Annotated in this window: 18 protein-coding genes and 1 tRNA gene; 13 read left to right on the top strand and 6 right to left on the bottom strand. The window is 71.0% G+C overall.

Annotation, left to right across the window (positions count from 1 at the left end; translation table 11 throughout):
* The first annotated feature begins 112 nt into the window (after positions 1 to 112).
* From ACGF07_RS09685 to ACGF07_RS09665, 5 genes are all read left to right on the top strand, one after another.
* Positions 113 to 1,351 (top strand): branched-chain amino acid ABC transporter substrate-binding protein, encoded by a 1,239-nt coding sequence (locus ACGF07_RS09685; RefSeq protein ID WP_350749475.1) that lies wholly within the window; start codon positions 113 to 115, stop codon positions 1,349 to 1,351.
* Between the two features lie 364 nt (positions 1,352 to 1,715).
* Positions 1,716 to 2,645, top strand: coding sequence for a branched-chain amino acid ABC transporter permease (locus ACGF07_RS09680; protein ID WP_350749135.1), 930 nt, complete (start codon positions 1,716 to 1,718; stop codon positions 2,643 to 2,645).
* Between the two features lie 5 nt (positions 2,646 to 2,650).
* Positions 2,651 to 4,582, top strand: a complete 1,932-nt coding sequence (locus tag ACGF07_RS09675; RefSeq protein ID WP_392897064.1) for a branched-chain amino acid ABC transporter permease — start codon at positions 2,651 to 2,653, stop codon at positions 4,580 to 4,582.
* Positions 4,583 to 4,590: 8 nt separating this feature from the next.
* Positions 4,591 to 5,421: an ABC transporter ATP-binding protein gene (locus ACGF07_RS09670; protein ID WP_350749141.1), complete on the top strand. Its 831-nt coding sequence runs from the start codon at positions 4,591 to 4,593 to the stop codon at positions 5,419 to 5,421.
* Positions 5,418 to 6,134 (top strand): ABC transporter ATP-binding protein, encoded by a 717-nt coding sequence (locus tag ACGF07_RS09665; protein ID WP_350749127.1) that lies wholly within the window; start codon positions 5,418 to 5,420, stop codon positions 6,132 to 6,134. Before ACGF07_RS09670 ends, ACGF07_RS09665 begins: the two co-directional genes overlap by 4 nt.
* A 74-nt stretch (positions 6,135 to 6,208) precedes the next feature.
* On the opposite strand, the gene ACGF07_RS09660 is transcribed toward ACGF07_RS09665, so the two are convergent.
* The gene (locus ACGF07_RS09660; protein ID WP_392896947.1) at positions 6,209 to 6,895 is read right to left on the bottom strand and encodes an ANTAR domain-containing response regulator; all 687 of its coding nucleotides are present in this window, start codon (positions 6,893 to 6,895) and stop codon (positions 6,209 to 6,211) included.
* Positions 6,896 to 6,961: 66 nt separating this feature from the next.
* Between ACGF07_RS09660 and ACGF07_RS09655 the strand changes: the two genes are divergently transcribed.
* Together ACGF07_RS09655 and ACGF07_RS09650 are read left to right on the top strand one after the other, a co-directional pair.
* Positions 6,962 to 7,036, top strand: a tRNA-Leu gene (locus ACGF07_RS09655).
* 129 nt (positions 7,037 to 7,165) lie between these two features.
* Positions 7,166 to 7,939, top strand: a complete 774-nt coding sequence (locus tag ACGF07_RS09650; RefSeq protein WP_392896945.1) for a transcriptional regulator — start codon at positions 7,166 to 7,168, stop codon at positions 7,937 to 7,939.
* Between the two features lie 42 nt (positions 7,940 to 7,981).
* Here ACGF07_RS09650 and pyk read toward each other — a convergent pair whose 3' ends face one another.
* On the bottom strand, positions 7,982 to 9,412 hold the full coding sequence (gene pyk / locus ACGF07_RS09645) for a pyruvate kinase (RefSeq protein ID WP_392896943.1): 1,431 nt from the start codon (positions 9,410 to 9,412) through the stop codon (positions 7,982 to 7,984).
* 302 nt (positions 9,413 to 9,714) lie between these two features.
* Between pyk and ACGF07_RS09640 the strand changes: the two genes are divergently transcribed.
* The 6 genes from ACGF07_RS09640 to ACGF07_RS09615 all read left to right on the top strand — a co-directional run bounded on the left by ACGF07_RS09640 (position 9,715) and on the right by ACGF07_RS09615 (position 17,387).
* On the top strand, positions 9,715 to 10,812 hold the full coding sequence (locus tag ACGF07_RS09640) for a hypothetical protein (RefSeq protein WP_392896941.1): 1,098 nt from the start codon (positions 9,715 to 9,717) through the stop codon (positions 10,810 to 10,812).
* A gap of 137 nt (positions 10,813 to 10,949) precedes the next feature.
* Complete coding sequence (locus ACGF07_RS09635; protein WP_392896939.1) at positions 10,950 to 12,461, top strand: extracellular solute-binding protein; 1,512 nt, start codon at positions 10,950 to 10,952, stop codon at positions 12,459 to 12,461.
* Positions 12,448 to 13,041, top strand: coding sequence for a hypothetical protein (locus tag ACGF07_RS09630; RefSeq protein WP_392896937.1), 594 nt, complete (start codon positions 12,448 to 12,450; stop codon positions 13,039 to 13,041). Before ACGF07_RS09635 ends, ACGF07_RS09630 begins: the two co-directional genes overlap by 14 nt.
* 260 nt (positions 13,042 to 13,301) lie before the next feature.
* Positions 13,302 to 15,137 carry a bifunctional metallophosphatase/5'-nucleotidase gene (locus ACGF07_RS09625; protein WP_392896935.1) on the top strand — a complete coding sequence of 612 codons (1,836 nt, stop codon included), beginning with the start codon at positions 13,302 to 13,304 and terminating at the stop codon, positions 15,135 to 15,137.
* Positions 15,138 to 15,449: 312 nt separating this feature from the next.
* Positions 15,450 to 16,376 (top strand): NADP-dependent oxidoreductase, encoded by a 927-nt coding sequence (locus tag ACGF07_RS09620; protein ID WP_392896933.1) that lies wholly within the window; start codon positions 15,450 to 15,452, stop codon positions 16,374 to 16,376.
* Between the two features lie 21 nt (positions 16,377 to 16,397).
* A complete protein-coding gene (locus ACGF07_RS09615) occupies positions 16,398 to 17,387 on the top strand; it encodes an AraC family transcriptional regulator (protein WP_392896931.1) in 990 nt (329 codons plus the stop codon).
* Positions 17,388 to 17,408: 21 nt separating this feature from the next.
* On the opposite strand, the gene ACGF07_RS09610 is transcribed toward ACGF07_RS09615, so the two are convergent.
* The 4 genes from ACGF07_RS09610 to gltB all read right to left on the bottom strand — a co-directional run bounded on the left by ACGF07_RS09610 (position 17,409) and on the right by gltB (position 26,384).
* Entirely contained in the window at positions 17,409 to 18,866 is a 1,458-nt protein-coding gene (locus ACGF07_RS09610; protein WP_392896929.1) for an aldehyde dehydrogenase family protein, read from the bottom strand.
* Between the two features lie 48 nt (positions 18,867 to 18,914).
* Positions 18,915 to 19,781 carry a helix-turn-helix domain-containing protein gene (locus ACGF07_RS09605; protein ID WP_392896927.1) on the bottom strand — a complete coding sequence of 289 codons (867 nt, stop codon included), beginning with the start codon at positions 19,779 to 19,781 and terminating at the stop codon, positions 18,915 to 18,917.
* A gap of 533 nt (positions 19,782 to 20,314) precedes the next feature.
* Entirely contained in the window at positions 20,315 to 21,775 is a 1,461-nt protein-coding gene (locus ACGF07_RS09600) for a glutamate synthase subunit beta (RefSeq protein WP_392896926.1), read from the bottom strand.
* Entirely contained in the window at positions 21,768 to 26,384 is a 4,617-nt protein-coding gene (gene gltB, locus ACGF07_RS09595) for a glutamate synthase large subunit (RefSeq protein ID WP_392896924.1), read from the bottom strand. Before gltB ends, ACGF07_RS09600 begins: the two co-directional genes overlap by 8 nt.
* Positions 26,385 to 26,782 lie beyond the last annotated feature (398 nt).

The following is a 26,782-nucleotide window of genomic DNA, read 5'->3' as shown; positions in this document are numbered from 1 at the left end:
CACGCCTAGAGTCACGGCCAGTCACCGCGCCATCCGGAATGGGCCAGGCCCTCCGCGCACCCCGGCCCCCGCCACCCAGGCGCGGGCGCCTCCTGACCCGAAGGGGACCCTCGTGCGTCACCGTTCAGCAATTGTCGTGAGCATTGCCGTGATCGGCGCCCTCAGCCTCAGCGCCTGCGGCTCCCGTGGCTCCAAGTCCGGCGACAACGCCGGCGGCAAGGACAACAGCGCCACCACCGTCGTCATCGGCGTCGACGCCCCGCTCACCGGCGACCTCTCCGCCCTCGGCCTCGGCATCCGCAACTCCGTCGACCTCGCCGTCAAGAAGGCCAACGAAACCAACGAGGTCCCCGGCGTCAAGTTCGAGATCAAGGCCCTCGACGACACCGCCAAGCCCGCCCCCGGCCAGCAGAACGCCACCCAGCTCGTCGCCGACGACAAGGTGCTCGGCGTCGTCGGCCCCCTCAACTCCAGCGTGGCCCAGTCCATGCAGCAGATCTTCGACGACAAGAACCTCGTCGAGATCTCCCCCGCCAACACCGGCGTCGCCCTCAGCCAGGGCGAGAAGTGGGCCAGCGGCGAGAAGAAGCGGCCCTTCAAGTCCTACTTCCGCACCGCCACCACCGACGCCGTCCAGGGCCCCTTCGCCGCCCAGTTCCTCTACAACGACGCCAAGAAGACCAAGGTCTTCCTCATCGACGACCAGAAGACCTACGGCGCCGGCCTCGCCGCCACCTTCAAGGGCGAGTTCACCAAGCTCGGCGGCACCCTCGCCGGCGAGGAGCACGTCAACCCCGACGACCGCGACTTCGCCGCCATCGTCACCAAGGTCAAGAGCTCCGGCGCCGACGCCGTCTACTACGGCGGCGAGTACCCCGCCGCCGGCCCCCTCTCCCTCCAGCTCAAGGAAGCCGGCGTCAACATCCCCCTGATGGGCGGCGACGGCATCCAGAGCGGCGACTTCATCAAGCTCAACCCCAAGAGCCAGGGCGACTTCGCCACCGCCGTCGGCCTGCCCGTCGAGTCCCTCGACACCGCCAAGAAGTACATCGCCGACTACAAGGCCGCCGGCTACAAGGACGCCTACGAGACCTACGGCGGCTACTCCTACGACAGCGCCTGGGCCATCATCGAGGCCGTCAAGAACGTCGTGAAGGACAAGGGCAAGCTCCCCACCGGCGCCGACGCCCGCACCGCCGTCCGCGACGCCGTCCAGAAGGTCTCCTTCGACGGCGTCACCGGCAAGGTCTCCTTCGACGAGTTCGGCGACACCACCAACAAGCAGCTCACCGTCTACACGGTCAAGGACGGCAAGTGGGCCGTCGAGAAGTCCGGCACCTTCAACGGCTGATCCGACGGCCGGCCCCACCGGCCGACCCACGGCCGACGTGACCGGCCGGCCCCACGACCGGATCACCGACCGGGCCCACGGCCGGACCGACGACCGGATCACCGACCGGACCCACGACCGGACCGCCCGCTGACCCACCGGCCGGGGCCCGACGGACCGCACCACCACCAGCGCGGGGGGGGGGGCCCCGCCGCCCCCCCCCCCCCCCGGCCCCCCCCCCCCCCCCCCCCCCCCCCCCCCCCCCCCCCCCCCCCCCCCCCCCCCCCCCCCCCCCCGGGGGGGGGGGCCCCCCCCCCCCCCCCCCCCCCCGCCCCCACATCCACCACCCACGCGGACACCCCGAACGCACAACGGAGGCCCAGCGGTGCACGACCTACCGCAGCAGCTGGCCAACGGCCTGATCCTCGGCGCCCTCTACGGACTCGTCGCGATCGGCTACACGATGGTCTACGGCATCGTCCAGCTCATCAACTTCGCCCACGGCGAGATCGTCATGGTCGGCGGCTTCGGCGCCCTGACCGCCTACCTCGCCCTCCCCGGCGGCACCACCCTCTGGCTGGCCCTACCACTCATGCTGATCGCCGGCATCCTGGTCTCCACCCTCACCGCCGTCGCCGCCGAACGCTTCGCCTACCGGCCGCTGCGCAACGCCCCCCGGCTCGCCCCCCTCATCACCGCCATCGGGCTCTCCATCTTCCTCCAGCAACTCGTCTTCTCCTTCTACCCCGACGCCAAGAAGGCCCGCGTCTTCCCCAAGATCCCCGGCGACCCCTTCAGCCTCGGATCCGTCACCATCCAGCGCAGCGACATCTTCCTCATCATCGCCGCCCCCCTGTGCATGCTCGCCCTCGGCTGGTTCGTCACCCGCACCCGCTCCGGCCGCGCCATGCAGGCCACCAGCCAGGACCCCGACACCGCCAAACTCATGGGCATCGACACCGACCGCATCATCGTCCTCGCCTTCGCCATCGGCGCCGCCTTCGCCGCCGTCGCCGCCGTCGCCTACGGACTGCGCAGCGGCCAGGTCGACTTCCGCATGGGCTTCATCCTCGGCCTCAAGGCCTTCACCGCCGCCGTCCTCGGCGGCATCGGCAACATCTACGGCGCCATGCTCGGCGGCATCGCCCTCGGCCTCGCCGAAGCCCTCGCCACCGGCTACATCCAGCACCTGCCCGGCATGCACCTCTTCGGAGGCGGCGCCTGGAAGGACGTCTGGGCCTTCGTACTCCTCATCCTCGTGCTCCTCATCCGGCCCCAAGGCCTGCTCGGCGAGCGCGTCGCGGACAGGGCGTGACCACCATGACCACCACCACCGAGACCACCCCGGTCATCCCCCTGCCGGCCCCCGCCGCCACCGCCCTCACCGGCCTCGGCGCCCTCGCCGTCGCCGCCTCCGCCGCCATGTCCTGGACCTGGACCAGCGACTTCCCCGGCGACCTCACCTACTACGGCTCCCCCGCCGGCCTCCAGTGGCTCGCCCTCACCGCCGGCGTCCTCACCCTCGTCCTCCTCCTCGCCGCCCGAGGCGTCCCCGGCCTGCGCTGGGCCGCACCCACCCGCAGCAACAACGCCGTCCTCCACGCCGCCACCGGCGCCCTCGCCGTCGCCGGCTACTCCGTCGCCGCCGTCTCCGTCGAGCTCGGCGGCCTCGCCAACCTCGAACCCGGCGGCTGGGTCCTCGCCGCCGGCGGCCTCCTCACCGTCCTCGGCGCCCTCGGCCTCCCCCTCGACCGCCGCACCCACGTCCCCCTGCGGATCCTCGACAAGCGGCTCTTCCTGCTCGTCCCCGCCGCCCCCATCGGCTGGTTCGCCGCCCACGCCATCCCCGACGACCAGCCCGTCGCCCCCGTCATGACCGCCCTCGCCGGCGGCCTCGCCATCGCCACCGGCGCCGTCCTGCTCCTCCAACTCGGCCACCTCGCCAACAGCGCGCTGCGCCTCGGCAAGGTCGAACGCCCGCTCGCCGCACCCCGCGAACTGCCCTCCTGGGTCGAGGTGCTGCTCATCGTCGTGGCCTTCGGACTCGGCCTCTACGCGATCACCTTCGGCATCGACACCGAGTACGGCGAACTCTTCACCGGGTACCTCCTCCTCACCGCCTTCACCGTCGCCGCCCTCGCCGGATCCGGCCTGCTCGCCCGACTGCGCGCCCTCACCGTCAAGCACCGCCCCGTCACCACCGGCGCCGCCTTCGCCGCCGCCGCCAGCTTCCCCTTCACCCAGAGCAGCGACCAGTACACCTCCGTCGCCACCAACATCCTGATCTTCGCCACCGTCGCCCTCGGCCTCAACATCGTCGTCGGCCTCGCCGGCCTCCTCGACCTCGGCTACGTCGCCTTCCTCGGCGTCGGCGCCTACGCCGCAGCCCTCGTCTCCGGCTCCCCCGCCTCCCCCATCCACGTCCAGTTCCCCTTCTGGGCCGCGATGCTCACCGGAGCCGTCGTCTCCATGGTCTTCGGCGTCCTCATCGGCGCCCCCACGCTGCGGCTGCGCGGCGACTACCTCGCCATCGTCACCCTCGGCTTCGGCGAGATCTTCCGCATCACCATGCTCAACCTCAACGGCACCACCGGCCCCAAGATCACCAACGGCTCCAACGGCATCCCCCGCATCCCCGACCTGCAGATCCTCGGCTTCGACCTCGGCAAGACCCACAGCATCGCCGGCATCGAACTCGGCCGGTTCTCCAACTACTACCTGCTGATGCTGCTCGTCACCGCGCTCGTCGTCCTCGTCTTCGCCCGCGTCGGCAACTCCCGCATCGGCCGCGCCTGGGTCGCCATCCGCGAGGACGAAACCGCCGCCGAGGCCATGGGCATCAACGGCTTCCGCCTCAAGCTCCTCGCCTTCGCCATGGGCGCCTGCCTCGCCGGCCTCGCCGGCACCGTCCAAGCCCACGTCAGCTACACCGTCACCCCTGACCAGTACACCTTCGCCGAAGCCCTCCCGCCCAACTCCGCCTTCCTCCTCGCCGCCGTCATCCTCGGCGGCATGGGCACCATCAGCGGACCCCTCGCCGGCGCCACCCTCCTCTTCCTCATCCCCAAGAAGCTCGAATTCCTCTCCGACTACCAACTCCTCGCCTTCGGCGCCGCCCTCATCGTCCTCATGCGCGTCCGCCCCGAAGGCCTCATCCCCAACCGCCGCCGGCAACTCGAATTCCACGAAGCCGCCATCCCCGCCCAGACCACCGGCGACGACGCCACCGCACTCACCAAGGCAGGGGCGTGACCCGCACGATGACCACCACCGCTGCTCCCCTGCTCGAAGTCACCGGCGTCACCATGCGCTTCGGCGGCCTCACCGCCGTCAACGACGTCTCCCTCACCGTCGGCGAAGGCGAGATCATCGGCCTGATCGGCCCCAACGGCGCCGGCAAGACCACCTTCTTCAACTGCCTCACCGGCCTGTACGTCCCCACCGAAGGCACCGTCCGCTACCGCGACACCCAACTGCCGCCCAAACCCCACCTCGTCACCCAGGCCGGCATCGCCCGCACCTTCCAGAACATCCGGCTCTTCGCCAACATGACCGTCCTGGAGAACGTCCTCGTCGGCCGCCACACCCGCACCAAGGAAGGCGTCCTCTCCGCCATCCTCCGCGGCCCCGGATACCGGCGCGCCGAAGCCGAGAGCCGCGCCAAGGCCATGGAACTGCTCGCCTTCACCGGCCTCGCCGACAAGGCCGACCACCTCTCCCGCAACCTGCCCTACGGCGAACAGCGCAAGCTGGAGATCGCCCGCGCCCTCGCCTCCGACCCCGGCCTCCTCCTGCTCGACGAACCCACCGCCGGCATGAACCCCCAGGAGACCCGGGCCGCCGAGGAACTCGTCTTCGCCATCCGCGACAAGGGCGTCTCCGTCCTCGTCATCGAGCACGACATGCGCTTCATCTTCAACCTCTGCGACCGGACCGCCGTCCTCGTCCAGGGCCAGAAGATCGTCGAGGGCGACCGCGAAACCGTCCAGAACGACGAACGCGTCATCACCGCCTACCTCGGCGCCCCCCTCGAAGGCGCCGCCCCCGCCGCCCCCGCCGCGCCGGAGACCGTTACGGAGAACGACCAGTGACCGCACTCCTCGAGGTCGAGGACCTCCGCGTCGCCTACGGCAAGATCGAAGCCGTCAAGGGCATCAGCTTCACCGTCAACCAGGGCGAGGTCACCACCCTCATCGGCACCAACGGCGCCGGCAAGACCACCACCCTGCGCACCCTCTCCGGCCTGCTCAAGCCCACCGCCGGCCGGATCACCTTCGACGGCCAGGACCTCACCACCGTCCCCGCCCACAAGATCGTCGCCCTCGGCCTCGCCCACTCCCCCGAAGGCCGGCACATCTTCCCCCGCATGACCATCGAGGAGAACCTCCTCCTCGGCGCCTTCCTCCGCTCCGACACCCCCGGCATCGCCGCCGACGTCGAACGCGCCTACACCCTCTTCCCCATCCTCGGCGAACGCCGCAAGCAGGCCGCGGGCACCCTGTCCGGCGGCGAGCAGCAGATGCTCGCCATGGGGCGGGCACTGATGTCCCAGCCCAAGCTGCTCATGCTGGACGAGCCCTCGATGGGGCTCTCGCCGCTGATGATGCAGAAGATCATGGCGACCATCCTCGAGCTCAAGGCCGGCGGGACGACCATCCTGCTGGTCGAGCAGAACGCCCAGGCGGCACTGTCGCTGTCCGACCGCGGCTACGTCATGGAGACCGGCCGCATCGTCCTCTCCGGCACCGGCACCGACCTCCTGCACGACGAGTCCGTCCGCAAGGCGTACCTCGGCGAGGACTGAGCCCGGCACACACGGAGAGGGGCCCGGCGGACGTACCGTCCACCGGGCCCCTCTCCTGTCCGTCCCGTCCTGCGCTACTCGGACGTGCCCTCGTCCGCCTTCTTGCGGTCCTGGGCCTCGCCCTCCTCGATGACGGCCTCGGCCACCGCGGCCATCGTCATCCGCCGGTCCATCGAGGTCTTCTGGATCCACCGGAAGGCGGCCGGCTCGGTCAGCCCGAACTTCGTCTGCAGCACGCCCTTCGCCCGGTCCACCAGCTTCCGGGTCTCCAGGCGCTGGGTGAGGTCCCCGATCTCCTTCTCCAGCGCCCGCATCTCGGTGTACCGCGACACCGCCATCTCGATCGCCGGGACCAGGTCCGACTTGGAGAACGGCTTCACGATGTACGCCATCGCCCCGGCGTCCCGCGCCCGGTCCACCAGCTCCCGCTGCGAGAACGCCGTCAGCATGAGCACCGGAGCCAGGTGCCGCTCGTGGATCTGCTCAGCCGCCGAGAGCCCGTCCAGGACGGGCATCTTCACGTCGAAGATCGCCAGATCCGGCTTCAGCTCCTCCACGAGCTTCACCGCCGTCTCCCCGTCCCCCGCTTCGCCGACGACGGTGTACCCCTCCTCCTCGAGCATCTCCTTGAGGTCGAGGCGGATCAACGCCTCGTCCTCGGCGATCACGATCCGGGTGATCTGGGGCGTATCGGTCTCAAGCGGCTGTGCCTGCTCGTCGGCGGTGCTCACTGCGCTCCTCGTTCCGGCGGGGTACTGCATGCACGAGGGTACCTAGACACGGTATGTTTGAGACACGACGCGAAGGCAGTAGCCTTCAAATCGTAGGCCCCGATAGCCCAACTGGCATGAGGCAATGGTCTCAAACACCATACAGTGTGGGTTCGAATCCCACTCGGGGCACTTTTCCTTCGAATCGAAGGGACCGATATCCGGTCCAAGCGGTCTCGGAGTCAGAGGATCCCCACTCGATCGAGTGGGGATCCTCTCGTTTGCATGCGCACGGGAACCGCGCGATGCAATCTCGCTCACATGTACGGCATGGCTACACGCCGACGCGCATTGGACCTTCACGCAGCGGGCCTGTCATTCAGCCAGGTCAGTCGCGCGACCGGGACATCTCGGTTCGCAATCCGCGAGTGGGCGTCCGGAGCCGTCCCAAGTCCGCGCATGACGGCCGAGTGCCCGATCCGCAACGGACAGCTCGCCCCCTCGTGCCCGCGCGCCGACTACGCCTATCTCCTCGGCCTCTACCTCGGAGACGGCTGCATCGGCGAAGGCCGCCGCAAGGTCCACGCCCTCCGGATCGCGTGCTGCGACAGCTGGCCCGGCCTGATCGACGAGTGCGAGCAAGCCGTCTCCACCGTCATGCCTCGCAACAGGGTCCTGAGGGTCCGTGCGCCGGGCTGCACCAGCGTCGTCAGCACCAGCAAGCACTGGCCCTGCCTCTTCCCGCAGCACGCGCCTGGGCCGAAGCATCTGCGAACGATCTCCCTCGCCCCCTGGCAACAGGAGATCGTCGACGCCCAACCCTGGGAGTTCCTGCGCGGCCTGATCCACTCCGACGGCTGCCGCATCACCAACTGGACGACCCGTACGGTGGGCGGGGTCCCGAAGCGCTACGAGTACCCGCGGTACTTCTTCACCAACACGTCGGCCGACATCATCCGTCTCTTCACCACCACGCTCGATGCCGTCGGCGTCCAGTGGAAGCACGGATCCCGGTCCAACGGCGGCTTCAACATCTCCATCGCCCGGAAGGACTCCGTGGCCCTCATGGACGCCCACATCGGCCCCAAGGACTGACGGCGGCGCGGCCCCGGTGGGGCCGCGCCGTGGTGAGGGGTGTCAGTCGTCCAGGGTGCCCACGTGGTGGACGCGGACGAGGTTGGTGGAGCCGGCGAGGCCAGGGGGTGAGCCGGCGGTGATGATGACGATGTCGCCCTTCTGGCAGCGGCCGAGGGAGAGCAGGGCCGCGTCGACCTGTTCGACCATCTGGTCGGTGGTGGGGGCGAAGGGGCCCAGGAAGGTCTCGACGCCCCAGGTGAGGGCGAGTTGGCTGCGGACGGCCGGTTCGTAGGTGAAGGCGAGCACCGGGATCGGCGAGCGGTAGCGGGTGAGTCGGCGGGCGGTGTCGCCGGACTGGGTGAAGGCGATGAGGTACTTGGCGTGCAGGAAGTCGCCGATCTCGGCGGCCGCGCGGGCGACGGCTCCGCCCTGGGTCCGGGGCTTGTTGCCGGTGGTGAGCGGGGGCAGGCCGGCGGCGAGGATGTCGTTCTCCGCGGCCTCGATGATCCGGCTCATGGTCTTGACCGTCTCGACGGGGTACTTGCCGACGGAGGTCTCCCCGGAGAGCATCACCGCGTCGGTGCCGTCCAGGACGGCGTTGGCGACGTCGGAGGCCTCGGCGCGGGTCGGCCGGGAGGCGTTGATCATCGAGTCGAGCATCTGGGTGGCGACGATGACCGGCTTGGCGTTGCGCCGGGCCAGCGTGATGGCGCGCTTCTGGACGAGCGGGACCTGTTCGAGGGGCATCTCCACGCCCAGGTCCCCGCGGGCGACCATGATGCCGTCGAAGGCGTCGACGATGGAGTCGAGGTTGTCGACGGCCTGCGGCTTCTCGATCTTGGCGATGACGGGGACGTGCCGCCCTTCCTCGGCCATCACCCGGTGGACGTCCTCGATGTCGCGGCCGCTGCGGACGAAGGAGAGTGCGATCAGGTCGGCGCCGGTGCGCAGCGCCCATCGCAGGTCGGCGACGTCCTTGTCGCTGAGTGCGGGGACGGAGACGGCGACGCCGGGAAGGTTGAGGCCTTTGTGGTCGGAGACGAGGCCGCCTTCGATGACGAGGCAGCGGACGTGGGGTCCGTCGACGGCGAGGACTTCGAGGGTGACGCGTCCGTCGTCGACGAGGATGCGTTCGCCGCGGGTGACGTCGGCGGCGAGGCCGGGGTAGGTGGTGCCGCAGATGTCCTTGTCCCCCACGACGCCGTTGTCGGTGGAGATGGTGAACTCGTCGCCGCGTTCGAGGAGTACGGGTCCGTGGGCGAAGGTGTCGAGGCGGATCTTGGGGCCCTGGAGGTCGACGAGGATGCCGACGCTGCGGCCGGTTTCGTCGGCGGCCTTGCGGACGCGGCGGTAGCGTTCTTCGTGTTCGGCGTGGGTGCCGTGGCTGAGGTTGAACCGGGCGATGTCCATTCCGGCGTCGACCAGGGTCTTGATCCGGTCGTACGAGTCGGTGGCGGGCCCGAGGGTGCAGACGATTTTTGCTCGGCGCATACAGCTGAGGGTAGGCATTACCGGCGCGTAACCACGACGTGGGTCCGGGCTGCGGGATGACCTTTGTGGTAAGGCGAGTTGAACAATCTGACAGCTGCTCGGACCGGTGTGCGACGGTGGTGGGGCGGCTGCGCGGGGGCGGTGCTGACGCTTCGTCGGGGTTGCTCCGCCGTTGCGATTCCGTGAAGCGGTGTTCACCCCTGGTTCACCGTTCCTTCCGTCGGTGCTCCCCGCCCGGCGGGACGCTCGTCACCCCGGGTGACCACCCGGATGACGGAGCGGACGAGGGGGAGGTGCTCGGCGTGAGACGCGCTCTGGGGGTGCTCGCGGCCTTGGTGTTGTTGGGCGGGGTGACGTACGCGTTGATCCCGGATGACGGGCCGGCTGCGGGCAAGGCGGTCACGGTCACCGGGCTGATCGGTTCGGAGAAGCGTGCGTTCTTCGAAAGTCCCGAGGTGAAGGCCGAGTTGGCGAAGCAGGGGCTGGAGGTGCGGGCGGATTCGACCGGTTCCTGGACGATGAGCGAGCAGGCGCAGAGCAGTTCGGGGCTGGATTTCGCGTTCCCGGCGAGTACGGCGCCGGCGCGGGAGATCCAGCGCAACTGGGGGCAGCAGGACTCTCCGCTGGTGCCGTTCTACTCGCCGCTGGTGGTGGTGGCGCACGCGCCGGTCGCGCAGATCCTCCGGGACAACAAGCTGGCCGCGCGGGACGACGCGTCGGGTGTGTGGACGTTCCGGATGGACGAGTACGTCAACGCCCTGAAGGCGAAGCGCAAGTGGCAGGACCTGGTGAACGCGCAGGGGCACGCCGAGCTGTCGGGCCCGATCTTCGTGACGACGACGGATCCGGAGAGTTCCTCCTCGGGTGCGCTGTACGTCGCGTTGCTGTCGTACGTGCTGAACGGCGACCTGGTGGTGTCGGACGACGCGGGGGTGGAGGCCGCGCGTCCGTGGCTGTACCAGGCGACGGCGTTGCAGGGCGGCCAGAAGAGCAGCAGTGACGAGCCGTTCCGGGACTTCCTGGCGGGCGTGGGCAATCCGCTGATCTTCGGCTACGAGTCGCAGGTCGCCGCGATGGCGGTGCAGGGGCAGCCGACCGGGGACATGGTGGTGATGTACCCGGACACGACGGCGTACTCGGACCACACGATCATCGCCCGCACCGAGAACGGGCGGAGGCTCGCGGACGTGCTGCAGAACGACGTGGCGCTGCGGGGCCTGGAGGTGAGGTTCGGCTTCCGTCCGCAGGCCGGTGGTGAGGCTTTCGCCGGTCAGGTGCGGGGCATCAGGCAGCCGGTGTTCGCGCAGGACCTGAACGCGGCGAAGGTGCGGCAGGCGACGGTGCCGTCGTTGGACAACCTGCTCAAGCTGACCAGGGCGGCGAAGGGGAGCGCGAAGTGAAGATCCGTTCGGGGCGTCGTGGTTGGGGCGCGGCGGTGGTGGCGGCGGTGTTGGCGGCGGCCACCGCGTGCACGTCCTCGGGTTCGGGTTCGGGTCCGGATCCGGGGCCGACGCCGGGGCCGACGGCGAGGGCGGGGGTGTTGCGCGTCCTGGCGGGCAGTGAGCTGCAGGATCTGCAGCCGGTGCTGGACGAGGCCCGGAAGGCGACCGGGGTGACGGTGCAGTTCGCGTGGACGGGGACGCTGGACGGCGCGGACGCGGTGTCCTCGGGCCGGGCGGACGGCCGGTACGACGCGGTGTGGTTCCCGTCCGACCAGTACCTGCGGTTGGATCCGGTGGGGCGGTCGAAGGTGTTGTCGGAGACTCCGGTGATGGTGTCCCCGGTGGCGGTCGGGGTGCGTTCCTCGGTGCTGGGTGATCTGGGGTGGGGGGACGGTTCGAAGGTCACCTGGGCGCAGATCGGCGAGGCCGCGGCGGCGGGGAGGCTGTCGTACGGGATGTCGGATCCGTCGCGTTCCAACTCGGGCTTCTCCGCCCTGACGGCGGTGGCGGCGGCGTTCTCGGGGGCGGGTGCGGCGTTGACCGACGCGGACGTGCAGAAGGCGACGCCGCAGTTGAAGCAGTTCTTCGCCGGTCAGAAGCTGACGTCGGGGTCGTCGGGGTGGCTGGCGCAGGCGTACGCGAAGGCGGAGCCCGGGAAGGTGGGGGCGCTGGTGAACTACGAGTCGGTGCTGCTGTCGTTGAACCGGACGTTGCCGCCCGGGCAGCAGCTGACGGTGGTGCGCCCGCAGGACGGGGTGGTGTCGGCGGACTATCCGCTGTCGCTGCTGTCGTCGGCGGCGCCCACCGAACGGGAGTCGTTCCAGCGGTTGACGTCGTACCTGCTGAGGCCGGAGGTGCAGCAGCGGATCTCGGAGTTGACGTTGCGCCGTCCGGTGGCGGCGGGTGTCTCGCCGGCGGCGGGGCTGCCGACGGACCGCCGGCGTGAGTTGCCGTTCCCGGGGACGCGGGCGGTGGCGGACGGGCTGTTGGCGTCGTACCAGAACGAGTTGCGGCGTCCGTCGCGGACGGTGTACGTGCTGGACACCTCGGGGTCGATGGAGGGTTCGCGGCTGGACGCGTTGAAGGCGGCGTTGAGCCGGCTGACCGGTACGGACGACACCCGGGGGGTGCGGCGGTTCCGGGACCGCGAGGAGGTGACGCTGCTGTCCTTCGCCTCGAAGGTGAAGTGGGCGAAGACGCACGCCGTGCCGGCGTCCGGCAGCCGGCCGGGTCCGGAGGCGGAGTTGGCGGCGATCAACGGGGACGTGCAGTCGTTGTCGGCTTCGGGCGGTACGGCGGTGTACGACTCGTTGGAGGAGGCGTACCGGGTGATCGAGCGGCAGCAGCGGGAGGCGAACGACGACCGGTTCACCTCGATCGTGCTGATGACGGACGGGGAGAGCAACGAAGGTGCCTCGGACGCCGACTTCAGGCGGTTCCATGACGCGCTGCCGGCGGCGGAGAAGTCGATCCCGGTGTTCCCGATCAAGTTCGGCGAGGCGGCGGTGGGCCAGTTGCAGGGGGTGGCGGATCTGAGCGGCGGGAAGCTGTTCGACGGCTCGGGGTCGCTGGACGGGGTGTTCGAGGAGATCCGTGGCTACCAGTGAGGGCGTGGGCCGGCTGGTCCTGCGGTACCTGGAGTCGACGCGGAACCTGGTCGGGTGTGCGGGTGGTGCGGTCGGTCTGGGCCTGCACTTCGCGGGGTTGGGCGGGGCGTGGTGGCCGGGGGTGGTGGCGGGGTTGTACGGGGTCGGCGCGCTGCTGACCCCGGCGCCGGTGCGGCCGTCCGCTCCGGAGTCCCCACCGGAGCCCTCGCCGGAGCCCGCCTCCCCGCCGCAGGCGGCGGAGCCGGAGCCGGCCTCTCCGCCGCGGGTACCGGAGCCCGTCTCCCCGCCGCGGGCGCCGGAGCCGGAGCCGGTGGTGCCCCGGCCGGAGCTGGAGGCGCTCGCCGACTACCTGGGCACGGTGCCGCTGCCCGCCTCCGCCGGGGTCGACGCCCTGCTGGCCGCGTTGCGCGGCGCGGGCCCCGGCCCGGTGGCGGACCGGATCGTCGGATACCGGCTGCCGGTCGCGGTGGACGGCTACCTGCGGGCGCGGACCTGGCTGCCGTGGGCGGGCCCGGACGCGCCGGATCCGGCGGCGCAGCTCGGCCGTGAGGTGCGCCGGCTCGCCGCCGAGCTCGGCTGACGGGGTGGTATCCGGTCGGGCCGGTTTCGACCGTCCCGACCGGATACCACCCCCTTTTCCCTCCGCGCGCGTCATGAACGAGTCGCCAAGATCTCACCTGTTGGACGCGTCGAGGGGCTATCCATTCCCCCGGCCCGCACGGCACACTTCTACGCGCGTCCCTCTACGCGCGTCACCGGTTTCCCGGACGCGCCACGGACCCCGTACGTCCCACACGTTGACGGTGCATCCACCATCGTCCCCACTCGGGAGAGTCATCCATGCCCCTGAACCGCCGTGACTTCGTCACCCGGTCCGCAGCCACCGCCGCCGGCGCCGCCCTGGCCGGCGGGGCCGTGGTCGCCGCCGCTCCCGCCGCCGCGGCCGCCGAGCCGGACGCGGCGGCGGCGAAGGGCAGCAAGCGCAAGCCGCGCCGCCAGGCCTTCACCGTCATGGGCACCACGGACCTGCACGGCCGGGTGCTGAACTGGGACTACTTCACCGACGCCGAGTACGTCGACAAGGCCCACAACGCGGTCGGTCTCGCCAAGATCTCCACCCTGGCCAACCAGGTGCGCGAGGAGAAGGGCTGGGACCGCTGCCTGCTGATCGACTCGGGTGACATCATCCAGGGCACCCAGCTGACCTACTACTACGCCCGCGTCGAGCCGATCGCCACCGACGGCGACAACGTGCCGGACCACCCGATGGCCGTGGCCATGAACCTGATGGGCTACGACGCCGCCGCGCTGGGCAACCACGAGTTCAACTACGGCATCCCGACCGTGAAGGCCTTCGAGGACCAGCTGGAGTTCCCGCTGCTGGGCGCCAACGCGCTGCACGCGAAGAACGAGAAGCCGGCCTTCGAGCCGTACGTGATCAAGGAGGTGTGGCTGGACGAGGACACCCCGCTGAAGGTCGGCATCCTCGGTCTGACCAACCCGGGCATCGCGATCTGGGACAAGGCCAACGTCAGCGGCAAGATGGTCTTCCCGGGCATCGTGGAGACCGCCGCCAAGTACGTACCCCGGATGAAGGCGGCGGGAGCGGACGTCATCGTCGTCTCCGCCCACTCCGGCATCGACGAGCCGACCACCTACGGGGACCAGCTGCCCTGGCCCGAGGACGCCTCCGGCGAGATGGCCGAGACCGTCCCGGACATCGACGCGGTGCTGGTGGGCCACACCCACAAGGAGGTCGCCCAGCGCCTCATCGTGAACAAGAAGACCGGCCGGACGGTCGTGCTCTCCGAGCCGCTGTGCTGGGGCCAGCGGCTGAGCTGCTTCGACTTCGAGGTCGAGTTCGCGGACGGCCACTGGAAGGTCGTCTCGGTCTCCTCCCGGGTGCTGAACTCCAACACCGTGCCGGAGAACCCGGAGATCTCCGACGCGATCCTCGGGCAGCACAAGAAGGTCGTCGCGTACGTCAACCAGAACATCGGCACCAGCAAGATCGAGCTGTCGATCGCCGAGGCCCGGTTCAAGGCCACCCCGATCATCGACCTGATCGGCAAGGTCCAGGCGGACGCCGTGAAGGCCGCGCTGGCGGGCGGGCAGTACGGCAACCTCCCGGTCCTGGCCCAGGCCGCCCCGTTCAACCGCACCGCGCTGATCCCGGCCGGCCAGGTCAAGCTGCGCGACGCCGCGGGCCTGTACATCTACGAGAACACCCTGGAGGCCCGCATCCTGACGGGTGCCCAGCTCAAGGACTACCTGGAGTTCTCGGCGAAGTACTACTACCAGCTCGCTCCGGGCGCCCCGGTCGACAAGGAGGCCATGACCGGCGCCGAGACCACGCCGGACTACAACTACGACTCGGTCTACGGCCTGAGCTACGACATCGACATCGCCCAGCCCAAGGGCCAGCGGATCGTCAACCTCAGCTACCAGGGCAAGCCGATCGACCCGGCCGCGCAGTTCGTGCTCGCCGTGAACAACTACCGCGCCAACGGCGGCGGCAACTTCCCGCACGTGGCCACCGCCAAGGTCGTCTGGTCGAACTCCGACGAGATCCGCAACACGATGATCGCCTGGGTCAAGGCCAAGGGCACCATCGACCCCGCCGACTTCTTCACCAACTCCTGGCGCCTGGTCCGCGCCGGACAGCCGGTGTTCTAGCCGCACCTGCCGCAGAGGCCGTCGGCGCCGGACGAGCAGTCCCGCGCCGGCGGCCTCTTCCTTGCTCTCCGGCCGGCGGCCTCTCCCGCTCCTCCGGTCGGCGGCCTCTTCCGCTCCTCCGGTCGGCGGCCGATTCCACTCCTCCGGTCGGTGGCCGATTCCGCCCCTCCGGCCGACCCGCTCACCGCGCGAGACGATCGGACATCCAGACGAGACTAGAGGATATTCATCCGCTCACTCGATCTTCCTATGGTTAGGGAAATCGAGCACGGCCCCGCGGGGGGCCGGCGGTGACCGGATGAGGAGAGTTGGATGCGCGCGATCGTGCAGACGAAGTTCGGCGGCCCCGAGGTTCTGAGGCTGACCGAGGTGGAGCGGCCGACGCCGTCGAGCGGCGAGGTCCTGGTGCGGGTGAAGGCCGCCGCCGTGAACCCGGTGGACGTGGCGGTGCGGGCCGGGCTGCTCCCGCTGCTGGGCGAGCCGCCGTTCACGGTGGGCTGGGACATCTCCGGGGTGGTCGAGGAGGTCGGCCCGGGGGCCCGCTACCGGGTGGGCGAGGAGGTCTACGGGATGCCGTTCTTCCCGCGCGCGGCCGGCGGCTACGCCGAGTACGTGACCTCGCCCTCCCGCCAGCTGGCCCGCAAGCCCGCCACCCTGGACCACGTCCAGGCCGCCGCGCTGCCGCTGGCCGTGCTCACCGCCTGGCAGGGCCTGGTGGACCTGGCCCGCGTCGGCGAGGGCCAGCGCGTGCTGATCCACCGGGCGGCGGGCGGCGTCGGCCACCTCGCCGTGCAGATCGCCAAGCTCCGCGGCGCGTACGTGATCGCGCTGGCCAGCGAGCCCAAGCACGCCTTCCTCAAGGAGCTCGGCGCCGACGAGCTGATCGACTACCGGACCACCGACTACACCCAGGCGGTCGAGGACGTCGACGTCGTCTTCGACTCCTCCTCCGAAGGCACCCGCGCCCTGGAGGTGCTCAAGCCGGGCGGCACCCTGGTCAGCATCATGGAGCACGGCAACCGGGAGCTCGCCGCCGCGATCGAGGCCGCCGGGCGGCGCTTCGCCGGCGTCTCCGTCGAGCCCGACTACGCCTCGCTCGAGACGATCGCCACCCTGGTCGACGAGGGCCTCATCCGCCCGCACGTCGCCGAGACCTTCCCGCTCGCCGAGGCCGGCCGGGCGCACGAGCTGGTCGGCTCCGGTACCGTCCAGGGCAAGGTCGTACTGACCGTTGACTGACGAGACCGCTGGGGGCGGGCGATGGACATCCTGACCGAGGCGCTGGGTTCGATGCGGACGGCGCACCCGGCGTCCGTCCGCACTGACGGCCGGGCGCCGTGGGCCCTGCGCCTGCCCCCGGTGGCCGGGGCCGGCTTCCACGTGGTGCTGTACGGCACCTGCTGGCTGGTCCCGGTGGGCCCGGTGGGCCCGGCGGCTTCGACGGACCCCGCGGGTTCGGCGGGCCCCACCGGTCCGGCGGCCGGCCGCGAGCCCGTCGCGCTCAGTCCGGGGGACGTGGTGTTCCTGCGGGACGGCCGCGGCCACGTCCTGGCCGACCACCCGGACACCCCGCCGGTGGACGCCAAGAGCTGCCGGGTCGACGGCAACTCGCCGATCGGCACCGTCTCCCTGGGCGGCGACGGCGCCCGCACCACCCTGCTGTGCGGCAACTACCACCTGGACCAGGGGCGCCCCCACCCCATGGTCCGGCAGCTGCCCGAACTGATCCACCTGCCGACCCGGCACGGACGCCACCCGGAACTGGCCGCCGCCGTCGAGCTGTTGGGCTCCGAGCTGGAGAACCCGCGGATCGGCTCGACCGGGATCGTCCCGGCACTGATCGACTCGCTGCTGCTCTACATCCTGCGGGCCTGGTTCGAGGACCAGCCCGCCGAGACCGCCGCCGGCTGGGCGGCCGCCCTGCGGGACGCGGCCGTGGCGCCCGCCCTGACGGCGATCCACGAGGCCCCGGCCACCCCGTGGACGGTGGAGTCCCTCGCGGACCGGGCGGGCCTGTCCCGGGCGGCGTTCGCCCGCCGGTTCACCTCGATGGTGGGCGAGCCGCCGATGGCGTACCTGACCCGGTGGCGGATGACCACCGCCGCCCGGCTGCTGCGCGAGTCGGAGGCGCCGCTGACGGCGGTGGCGGCGCAGACCGGGTACGGGTCCGAGTACGCGTTCGCCAAGGCCTTCAAGCGGGAGTTCGGCCGGGCCCCCGGCAACTACCGCCGGGAGGCCCGGGCCGCCTGACCCCTAGAACGGGAACGGCGCCTAGAACGGGAACGGCGCCCGCCCGTGCTGCACGGAGATCCACTTCACGGTGGTGAACGCGTCCACGGTGGACTCGCCGTTGAGCCGCCCGACGCCGGAGTTCTTCTCGCCCCCGAAGGGCACCCCCGGCTCGTCGGCAATGGTTCCGCCGTTGACGTGGATCATGCCGGTCTCGATCCGCTGGGCGACCCGCACCCCGCGCTCCAGGTCCGCGGTGTGCACCGCGCCGCTGAGCCCGAACGGCGTGTGGTTGGCCAGCCGGACGGCCTCGTCCTCGCCGTCGAAGGGCACCAGGAGCACGACCGGGCCGAAGAGTTCGCGCTGCAGGATGGGCGCGTCCGCCGGCAGGTCGGTGAGCACGGTCGGTGCCATCAGGCTGCCCGTGGTGGTGCCGCGCAGCAGCGCGGTGGCGCCGCCGGCGATCGCCTGGTCGATCTGGGCGGTGATCGCGTCGGCCTGGACGGAGTTGATCAGCGGTCCGATGTGGGTGGCCGGATCCTTGGGGTCGCCGACGGTCAGCGAGGCGGTCTTGGCGACGAACTTCTCGGTGAACTCGGCGAGCACCGAGCGGTCGACCAGCACCCGGTTGGCGGCCATGCAGACCTGGCCCTGGTGGACGAAGCGGCTGAACACGGCCGCGTCCACGGCGTAGTCGAGGTCGGCGTCGTCCAGGACGATCAGCGCGCTGTTGCCGCCGAGTTCCAGCACGGTCCGCTTGAAGTGGGCGGCGGCCACGGTGGCGACGTGCCGGCCGATCCCGTCGGATCCGGTGAAGGAGATCACTCTGGGAACCGGGTGTTCGATGAAACTGTCGCCGATCTCCGCGATGTCGGTGATCACGACGTTCAGCAGGCCGGGCGGCAGACCGGCGTCCTCGAAGATCCTGGCGATCAGGGAGCCGCCGACGACCGGGGTCTCCTGGTGCGGCTTGAGCACGACGCCGTTGCCGAGGGCGAGCGCCGGGGCGACGGCCTTGAGGGCCAGGAACAGCGGGAAGTTGAAGGGGCTGATCACGCCGACCACACCGACCGGCAGCCGGTAGAGCCGGTTCTCCTTGCCGGGGGCCGGCGAGGGCAGCAGCCGGCCCTCGGCGGCCACCGACAGGTGCAGGCACTCGCGCAACACGTCCTTCACCAGGGACAGTTCGAAGCCGGCCTTGAGCGCGGTGCCGCCGAGTTCGGCGGCGATCGCCCGGACGATCTCCGGCTCGCGCTCCTCCACCAGCCGCAGCGCGCGCTCGAACACCAGCCGGCGCTGGTACGGGTTGGTGGCGGCCCAGCCGCGCTGGGCGCGCTCGGCGGCCCGGTAGGCGCGGTCGACCTCGGCGACGGTGGCGACGGTGATGGTGGCCAGCTTGTCGCCGGTGTAGGGGTCGACGTCGACGATGTCCCAGGAGCCGCTGCCGCCGCACCATTCGCCGTCGATGTACTGCAGCGCCAACTCGGAGAAGTACGACATCTGATCCCTCTCGTGCCCGACCTGATGGGACCTCATCGTACTGACGTGTCAGAGCTCTTGGCGTACGGAGTGCAGAAGGTCGCGGGTCCTTCCGGGGCTGAGGCTCTCGGCCTGCAGGTCCTCCATCGCCCGGCGGTAGGAGGCGACTTCGGCGGGCTTGTCGACGTAGAGCGCGGTGGTGAACTGTTCGAGGTAGACCACGTCGGCGAGTTCGGCCTCGGCGAAGCCCAGCACGCTGAAGGCGCCGCTCTCGGCGGCGAGCCCGGCGGTGCCGAGCGGCAGCACCTGGAGCCGCACGTGGGGCAGTTCGGAGAGTTCGAGGAGCCGGTCGAGCTGTCCGCGCATCTGCTCGGGGCCGCCCCAGGGGCGGCGCAGCGCGGCTTCGTCCAGGACGGCGAGCAGCCGGGGCGGGCGTTCGGCGCTGAGCAGGTCCTGGCGCCTGAGCCGTACTTCGACCCGGCGTTCGATGTCCTCGGCGCGGAGGCCGTGGCAGCCGGCGGTGATCACGGCGCGGGCGTAGTCGGCGGTCTGGAGCAGCCCGTGGACGAACTGGACCTCGTAGCTGCGGATCTCGGCGGCGGCCTCCTCCAAGCCCAGGTAGTTCTGGAACCAGGCGGGCAGGACGTCGCCGTACTCGTGCCACCAGGATCCGGCGTTGGCGTCGCGGACGAGTGCGAGGACGGCGGCGCGTTCCTGTTCGCCCTCGACGCCGTAGAGGGTGAGGAGGTCGGCGACGTCGCGTTCCTTGAAGCCGACGCGGCCGAGTTCCATCCGGCTGATCTTCGACTCGGAGGCGCGGATCGAGTAGCCGGCCTCCTCGCGGGTGACGCCCCTGGCCTCGCGGAGCCTGCGCAACTGGTTGCCGAGCAGCAGTCGCCGTACGGTGGCGCCCCCGCCTGCCTGAGTCGTGCCCATCGAAGTCACCCTCCGCACTCGCGCAGCCCCCCGGCCATCGGCGGCAGTCTGCCACCTGGCACCGACGAACAACAGCCTGCGCCGGGGCGCTTTGCGGCGGTGGGGCCAAGCCTGGGAGAAAGCTGTGAGCGGGCCTGCGGCGGGTGGGCGAAAGTGCTGGTGGGAGCGCTGGTGGGAGCACGGGCGGGGGCGCAGGTGAGAGCCGGGTGAGAACACCCGGGGAACGGCCGGGAACGCGACCGCTTCGGCCCGGGAACACGACGGCAGCCGGCCGGGAACGCGACCGCTTCGGCCCGGGAACACGACGGCAGCCGGCCGGGAACGCGACGGCACGGGGGCGGGGAGGCGACCGCGCCGGGCGCGGACGCCACGGCTCCGGCCGGGAACGCGACGGCGCCCACCCTCCAACTGGTCGGGGAAGAGGGCGGGCGCCAGGAGACCGCGTTGGCCCGGCGACGCTGGCGGGGGCAGCGGGTTGAGCTCCCGGCGATGCGGCGCCGGGGGTTCGGGGGCCGGTCGGACCGTCCGTGCCGTCAGACCACCAGGGGGCGGTCCGTGGGCCGGATCGGGGCGGGAAGCGGGGTCTTGCCGCCCAGGTACTTGTCCACCGCGGCAGCGGCCGAGCGGCCCTCCGCGATGGCCCAGACGATCAGTGACTGGCCACGGCCGGCGTCTCCGCAGACGTACACGCCATCGACATTGGTGGCGAACCGGCCGTCGCGGGCAATGTTACCGCGCGCGTCGAGGTCGACGCCGAGCTGCTCCACCAGGCCGTTCGTGACGTCCGTGCCGGTGAAGCCCATGGCGAGGGTGACCAGCTGGGCCGGGACGGCGCGCTCGGTGCCCGGGACGGGTTCGAACCGGCCGTCCTTGAACTCGACCTCGACGAGGTGGAGTTCCTGGACGTTCCCGTCCTCGTCGCCGGTGAGGTGGGTGGTGCTGACGGAGTAGATCCGCTCGCCGCCCTCCTCGTGGGCGGAGGTGACCTTGTAGGTCATCGGCATGGTCGGCCACGGCTGGTGGCCGGGGCGGTCGTCGCCGGGGCGGGGCATGATCTCCAGCTGGGTCACCGACAGGGCTCCCTGGCGGTGGGCGGTGCCGACGCAGTCCGCGCCGGTGTCGCCGCCGCCGATCACCACGACGTGCTTGCCCTTGGCGCTGATCGGCGACTCGACGAGGTCGCCCTCCTGCACCTTGTTGGCCAGCGGCAGGTACTCCATGGCCTGGTGGACGCCCTTGAGCTCGCGCCCGGGCACCGGCAGGTCGCGGGCCGTGGTGGCGCCGGCGGCGACGACGACGGCGTCGAAGCGCTCGCGCAGCTGCTGGGCGGTGATGTCCTCGCCGACGTGGACGCCGGTGCGGAACCGGGTGCCCTCCGCCCGCATCTGCTCGATGCGGCGGTTGATGTGGCGCTTCTCCATCTTGAACTCGGGGATGCCGTAGCGCAGCAGGCCGCCGATGCGGTCGGCGCGCTCGTACACCACCACGGTGTGGCCGGCGCGGGTGAGCTGCTGGGCGGCGGCGAGGCCGGCCGGGCCGGAGCCGATGACGGCGACGGTCTTGCCGGAGAGCCGCTCCGGGATCTGCGGGGTGACCCCGCCGCGGTCCCAGGCCTTGTCGATGATGGTGACCTCGACGTTCTTGATGGTCACCGCGTCCTGGTTGATACCGAGCACGCAGGCCGACTCGCAGGGCGCCGGGCACAGCCGCCCGGTGAACTCCGGGAAGTTGTTGGTGGCGTGGAGGCGCTCGATGGCGCCGGTCCAGTCGTCCCGGTAGGCGAGGTCGTTCCACTCGGGGATGAGGTTCCCGAGCGGGCAGCCGTTGTGGCAGAACGGGATGCCGCAGTCCATGCAGCGGCCGGCCTGCTGGGTGATGATCGGCAGGAGGCTGCGCTCGACGTAGACCTCGTTCCAGTCCTTGATCCGGACGTCGACCGGGCGGCGCTCCGCCAGCTGCTTGGGCGTGGTCAGGAAGCCCTTGGGGTCAGCCATTAGCCGCCTCCATCATCTTCGCGGTGGTGTCGGCCTCGGAGAGGCCGGCGCGCTCAGCGGCGTCCTTGGCGGCGAGCACTGCCTTGTAGTCGGTCGGCATGATCTTGGAGAAGCGGGACACCCCGCCGCCCCAGTCGGCCAGGAGCTCGGCGGCGACGGTGGAGCCGGTCTCCTCGTAGTGCTGCTGCACGGTCTCGCGCAGCCATTCGCGGTCGGCGGCGGTGGGGGCCTCGATGCCCACCATGCCGTCGTTGACGTTGGCGGGGCGCAGGTCCAGGACGTACGCGATGCCGCCGGACATGCCGGCCGCGAGGTTGCGTCCGGTCTCGCCGAGGATGACGACCCGGCCGCCGGTCATGTACTCCAGGCCGTGGTCGCCGACGCCTTCGACGACCAGGGTGGCGCCGGAGTTGCGGACGGCGAAGCGCTCGCCGGCCTTGCCGCGCAGGTGGATCCGGCCGGAGGTGGCGCCGTAGCCGATGGTGTTGCCGGCGATCACGTGGTTCTGCGCGTCGTTGCCGATGGCCGCGGCCTCGCGGGCGGGGCGGACCACGACGACGCCGCCGGAGAGTCCCTTGCCGACGTAGTCGTTGGCGTCGCCCTCGAGCCGCAGGGTGACGCCGCGGGGCAGGAAGGCGCCGAAGGACTGGCCGGCGGAGCCGGTGAAGGTGACGTCGATGGTGCCCTCGGGCAGGCCCTCGCCGCGGTACCGCTTGGTCACCTCGTGGCCGAGCATGGTGCCGACGGTGCGGTTGACGTTGCGGATCGGCAGCTGGATGCGGACGGTCTCGCCGCGCTCCAGGGCGTCCTCGGCGAGCGCGATCAGCTGGTTGTCGAGCGCCTTGTCCAGGGCGTGGTCCTGGGTCGTGGTGCAGTGCCGGGGGGCGCCGTCCGGCAGTTCGGGCACGTGGAACAGCGGGGCCAGGTCGAGCCCGGCGGCCTTCCAGTGGTCGATGGCGGCCTGGGCGTTGATGTGCTCGGCGCGGCCGACGGCCTCCTCGATCGAGCGGAAGCCGAGGGAGGCGAGGATCTCGCGGACCTCCTCGGCGATGAACTCGAAGAAGTTGACGACGAATTCGGGCTTGCCGGAGAACCGCTCGCGCAGCACCGGGTTCTGGGTGGCGACGCCGACGGGGCAGGTGTCCAGGTGGCAGACGCGCATCATGATGCAGCCGGAGACGACCAGCGGTGCGGTGGCGAAGCCGAACTCCTCGGCGCCGAGCAGCGCGGCGATGACGACGTCGCGGCCGGTCTTCAGCTGGCCGTCGGTCTGGACGACGATGCGGTCGCGCAGCCCGTTCAGCAGCAGGGTCTGCTGGGTCTCGGCGAGGCCGAGCTCCCAGGGGCCGCCGGCGTGCTTGAGCGAGGTGAGCGGCGAGGCGCCGGTGCCGCCGTCGTGTCCGGAGACCAGGACGACGTCGGCGTGCGCCTTGGAGACGCCCGCGGCGACGGTGCCGACGCCGACCTCCGACACCAGCTTCACGTGGATGCGGGCGGCGGGGTTGGCGTTCTTGAGGTCATGGATCAGCTGCGCCAGGTCCTCGATCGAGTAGATGTCGTGGTGCGGCGGCGGCGAGATCAGTCCGACACCCGGGGTGGAGTGCCGGGTCCTGGCGACCCACGGGTAGACCTTGTGGCCGGGCAGCTGACCGCCCTCGCCGGGCTTGGCGCCCTGGGCCATCTTGATCTGGATGTCGTCGGCGTTGACGAGGTACTCGGAGGTGACGCCGAACCGGCCGGAGGCGACCTGCTTGATCGCCGAGCGGCGCTCGGGGTCGTAGAGGCGGTCCGGGTCCTCGCCGCCCTCGCCGGTGTTGGACTTGCCGCCGAGGCGGTTCATCGCGATGGCGAGGGTCTCGTGGGCCTCGCGGGAGATCGAGCCGTACGACATGGCGCCGGTGGAGAAGCGCTTGACGATCTCGGAGACCGGCTCGACCTCGTCGACCGGGATCGGCTCGCGGCCGAGGCCGTCGAGCTGGAACAGGCCGCGCAGCGTCATCAGGCGGGCGGACTGCTCGTTCACCCGGTCCGTGTACTGCTTGAAGATGTCGTAGCGGCGGTTGCGGGTGGAGTGCTGCAGCCGGAAGACGGTGTCCGGGTCGAACAGGTGCGGCTCGCCCTCGCGGCGCCACTGGTACTCGCCGCCGATGTCCAGCGCGCGGTGCGCGGCGGGGATGCCGGAGGCCGGGTAGGCCTTGGCGTGCCGGGCGGCGGTCTCCTTGGCGATCTCGTCGAGGCCGATGCCGCCGAGCTTGGTGGTGGTGCCGGCGAAGTAGGCGTCGACCAGTTCCCGGGAGAGGCCGATGGCCTCGAAGACCTGGGCGCCGCGGTAGGAGGCGACGGTGGAGATGCCCATCTTGGACATCACCTTGAGGACGCCCTTGCCGAGCGCCTTGATCAGGTTCCTGATCGCCTTCTCGGGTTCGACGCCCTGGATGAACACGCCCTGGGCGACGAGGTCCTCGACGGACTCCATCGCCAGGTAGGGGTTGACCGCGCCGGCGCCGTAGCCGATCAGCAGGGCGACGTGGTGCACCTCGCGGACGTCACCGGCCTCGACCAGCAGGGACACCTGGGTGCGCTGCTTGGTGCGGATGAGGTGGTGGTGGATGGCCGAGGTGAGCAGCAGGGAGGGGATCGGGGCGTGCTCGGCGTCGGAGTGCCGGTCGGAGAGCACGATGATCCGGGCGCCGTCGGCGATCGCGGCGTCGGCCTCGGCGGCGATCTCGGCCAGGCGCGCGGCCAGGCCCTCGCCGCCGGTGGCGACCTTGTAGAGGCCGGACAGCGTGACGGCCTTCAGGCCCGGCTGGTCGCCGTCGGCGTTGATGTGGACCAGCTTGGCGAGCTCGTCGTTGTCGATCACCGGGAAGGTGATGCCGACGGAGCGGCAGGACGCGGCCTCGGCGGCCAGCAGGTTGCCCTCGGGGCCGAGGTTGGACAGCAGCGAGGTGACGAGTTCCTCGCGGATGGCGTCCAGCGGCGGGTTGGTGACCTGGGCGAAGAGCTGCACGAAGTAGTCGAAGAGCAGGCGCGGCTTCTCGCTGAGCGCGGCGATCGGGGAGTCGGTGCCCATCGAGCCGAGCGCCTCGGCACCGGTGCGGGCCATCGGCGCCAGGATGACGCGCAGTTCCTCCTCGGTGTAGCCGAAGGTCTGCTGGCGGCGGGTGACGGAGGCGTGGGTGTGGGCGATGTGCTCGCGCTCGGGCAGCTTGGCGAGCTGGATCTGCCCGGCGGCGACCCACTCCGCGTAGGGGTGCTCGGCGGCGAGGGCGGACTTGATCTCGTCGTCCTCGACGATGCGGCCCTCGGCGGTGTCCACCAGGAACATCCGGCCGGGCTGCAGGCGGCCCTTCCGGGTGACCTTCTCCTGCTCGATGTCGAGGACGCCGACCTCGGAGGAGAGGACGACCAGGCCGTCCTCGGTGATCCAGTACCGGGCGGGGCGCAGGCCGTTGCGGTCGAGCACGGCGCCGATCTGGGTGCCGTCGGTGAAGGTGACGCAGGCCGGGCCGTCCCAGGGCTCCATCAGGTTGGAGTGGTACTGGTAGAAGGCGCGGCGGGCCGGCTCCATGGTGGCGTGGTTCTCCCACGCCTCCGGGATCATCATCAGCACGGAGTGCGGCAGCGAGCGGCCGCCGAGGTGGAGCAGCTCCAGGACCTCGTCGAAGGAGGCGGAGTCGGAGTGGTCGGGGGTGCAGATCGGGAAGATCCGCTCCAGGCCCTGCCCGTTGCCGTTGGCCGGGATGAGGTCGGTGGCGAGCTGGGACTCGCGGGCGCTCATCCAGTTGCGGTTGCCCTTGACCGTGTTGATCTCGCCGTTGTGCGCGACGAAGCGGTACGGGTGGGCGAGCGGCCAGCTCGGGAAGGTGTTGGTGGAGAAGCGCGAGTGCACCAGGCCGATCGCGGACGCGTAGCTGCGGTCCGACAGGTCGGGGAAGAAGGGCTCCAGCTGGCCGGTGGTCAGCATGCCCTTGTAGACGATGGTGCGGGCGGACAGCGAGGGGAAGTAGACGCCGGCCTCGCGCTCGGCGCGCTTGCGGACCACGAAGGCGACGCGGTCCAGCTCGATGCCGGTGCGGTCGCGGTGGGACAGGAAGAGCTGGCGGAAGCGCGGCATCACGCTGCGCGCGGTGGCGCCGAGCAGGTCGGGGGTGACCGGGACGTCGCGCCAGCCGAGGACGGTGAGGTCCTCCTCGGCGGCGATGGCCTCGATCCGGGCGACGGCGGCGGCGTCGGCCGCGTCCTCGTCGGGCAGGAAGGCGATGCCGACGGCGTAGGCGCCGGCCGCCGGGAGTTCGAAGGTGACCTTGCCGCGCAGGAAGGCGTCGGGGATCTGGGTGAGGATGCCCGCGCCGTCGCCGGAGTCCGCCTCGGCGCCGGTGGCGCCGCGGTGCTCCAGGTTGCGCAGGACGTTCAGCGCCTGCTCGACGATGGTGTGGTCGGCGATGCCGGTCAGCGTGGCGACGAAACCGACGCCACAGGCGTCGTGCTCGTTCCGCGGGTCGTACAGGCCCTGAGCAGCAGGTCGCGCATCCGGCACGAGCGCGTAGGGCGGGCGGGGGCCGCCGGCCTGAGGCTCGTTGGCGGAGTGCATGGATGCAGACAGCATCGGCTCTCCCGTCGTCGTCTTTCGGCAAGTTGGTGCAAGTAGGGACGACGTTGGCCCTGATGCGGTGGTGCGGTGGGGGTCCTGCGATGGTGCGGTGGTGCAAGTTACATGATGCCCAGGATCCCGAGAAGCGGAATATCCCGTCCACATGGCGGACGGGCGCGCAGGTCAGGCGGGGTGGAAGGGGGGACGTGCCACGGCGCACGTCCCGACGATTGTGCCCAACCGTCCGCGGCCCGAAACAGGGGCGAAACCGGATCGCCACACAAGCCGATCATGGGCGCCTGCGAATCCATTCCGCAGCCCCGGTCGGTGGATGCGAATCCGCGGCCGTCGGGGCTCGGATGATGAGACTATGCCGGGCACCGCGGGACGCCCATGTGTGAAACGTCACGCGT

Source organism: Kitasatospora sp. NPDC048194 (assembly GCF_043202455.1).
GTDB lineage: Bacteria > Actinomycetota > Actinomycetes > Streptomycetales > Streptomycetaceae > Kitasatospora.
This window is presented reverse-complemented; position numbering and strand designations above follow the sequence as displayed.

Coding starts and splice junctions, on each gene's coding strand:
- ACGF07_RS09675 (WP_392897064.1), top strand. CDS start 2,651: ATGACCACCACCACCGAGACCACCCCGGTCATCCCCCTGCCGGCCCCC.
- ACGF07_RS09670 (WP_350749141.1), top strand. CDS start 4,591: ATGACCACCACCGCTGCTCCCCTGCTCGAAGTCACCGGCGTCACCATG.
- ACGF07_RS09660 (WP_392896947.1), bottom strand. CDS start 6,895: ATGCAGTACCCCGCCGGAACGAGGAGCGCAGTGAGCACCGCCGACGAG.
- ACGF07_RS09650 (WP_392896945.1), top strand. CDS start 7,166: ATGTACGGCATGGCTACACGCCGACGCGCATTGGACCTTCACGCAGCG.
- pyk (WP_392896943.1), bottom strand. CDS start 9,412: ATGCGCCGAGCAAAAATCGTCTGCACCCTCGGGCCCGCCACCGACTCG.
- ACGF07_RS09625 (WP_392896935.1), top strand. CDS start 13,302: ATGCCCCTGAACCGCCGTGACTTCGTCACCCGGTCCGCAGCCACCGCC.
- ACGF07_RS09620 (WP_392896933.1), top strand. CDS start 15,450: ATGCGCGCGATCGTGCAGACGAAGTTCGGCGGCCCCGAGGTTCTGAGG.
- ACGF07_RS09615 (WP_392896931.1), top strand. CDS start 16,398: ATGGACATCCTGACCGAGGCGCTGGGTTCGATGCGGACGGCGCACCCG.
- ACGF07_RS09610 (WP_392896929.1), bottom strand. CDS start 18,866: ATGTCGTACTTCTCCGAGTTGGCGCTGCAGTACATCGACGGCGAATGG.
- ACGF07_RS09605 (WP_392896927.1), bottom strand. CDS start 19,781: ATGGGCACGACTCAGGCAGGCGGGGGCGCCACCGTACGGCGACTGCTG.
- ACGF07_RS09600 (WP_392896926.1), bottom strand. CDS start 21,775: ATGGCTGACCCCAAGGGCTTCCTGACCACGCCCAAGCAGCTGGCGGAG.
- gltB (WP_392896924.1), bottom strand. CDS start 26,384: ATGCTGTCTGCATCCATGCACTCCGCCAACGAGCCTCAGGCCGGCGGC.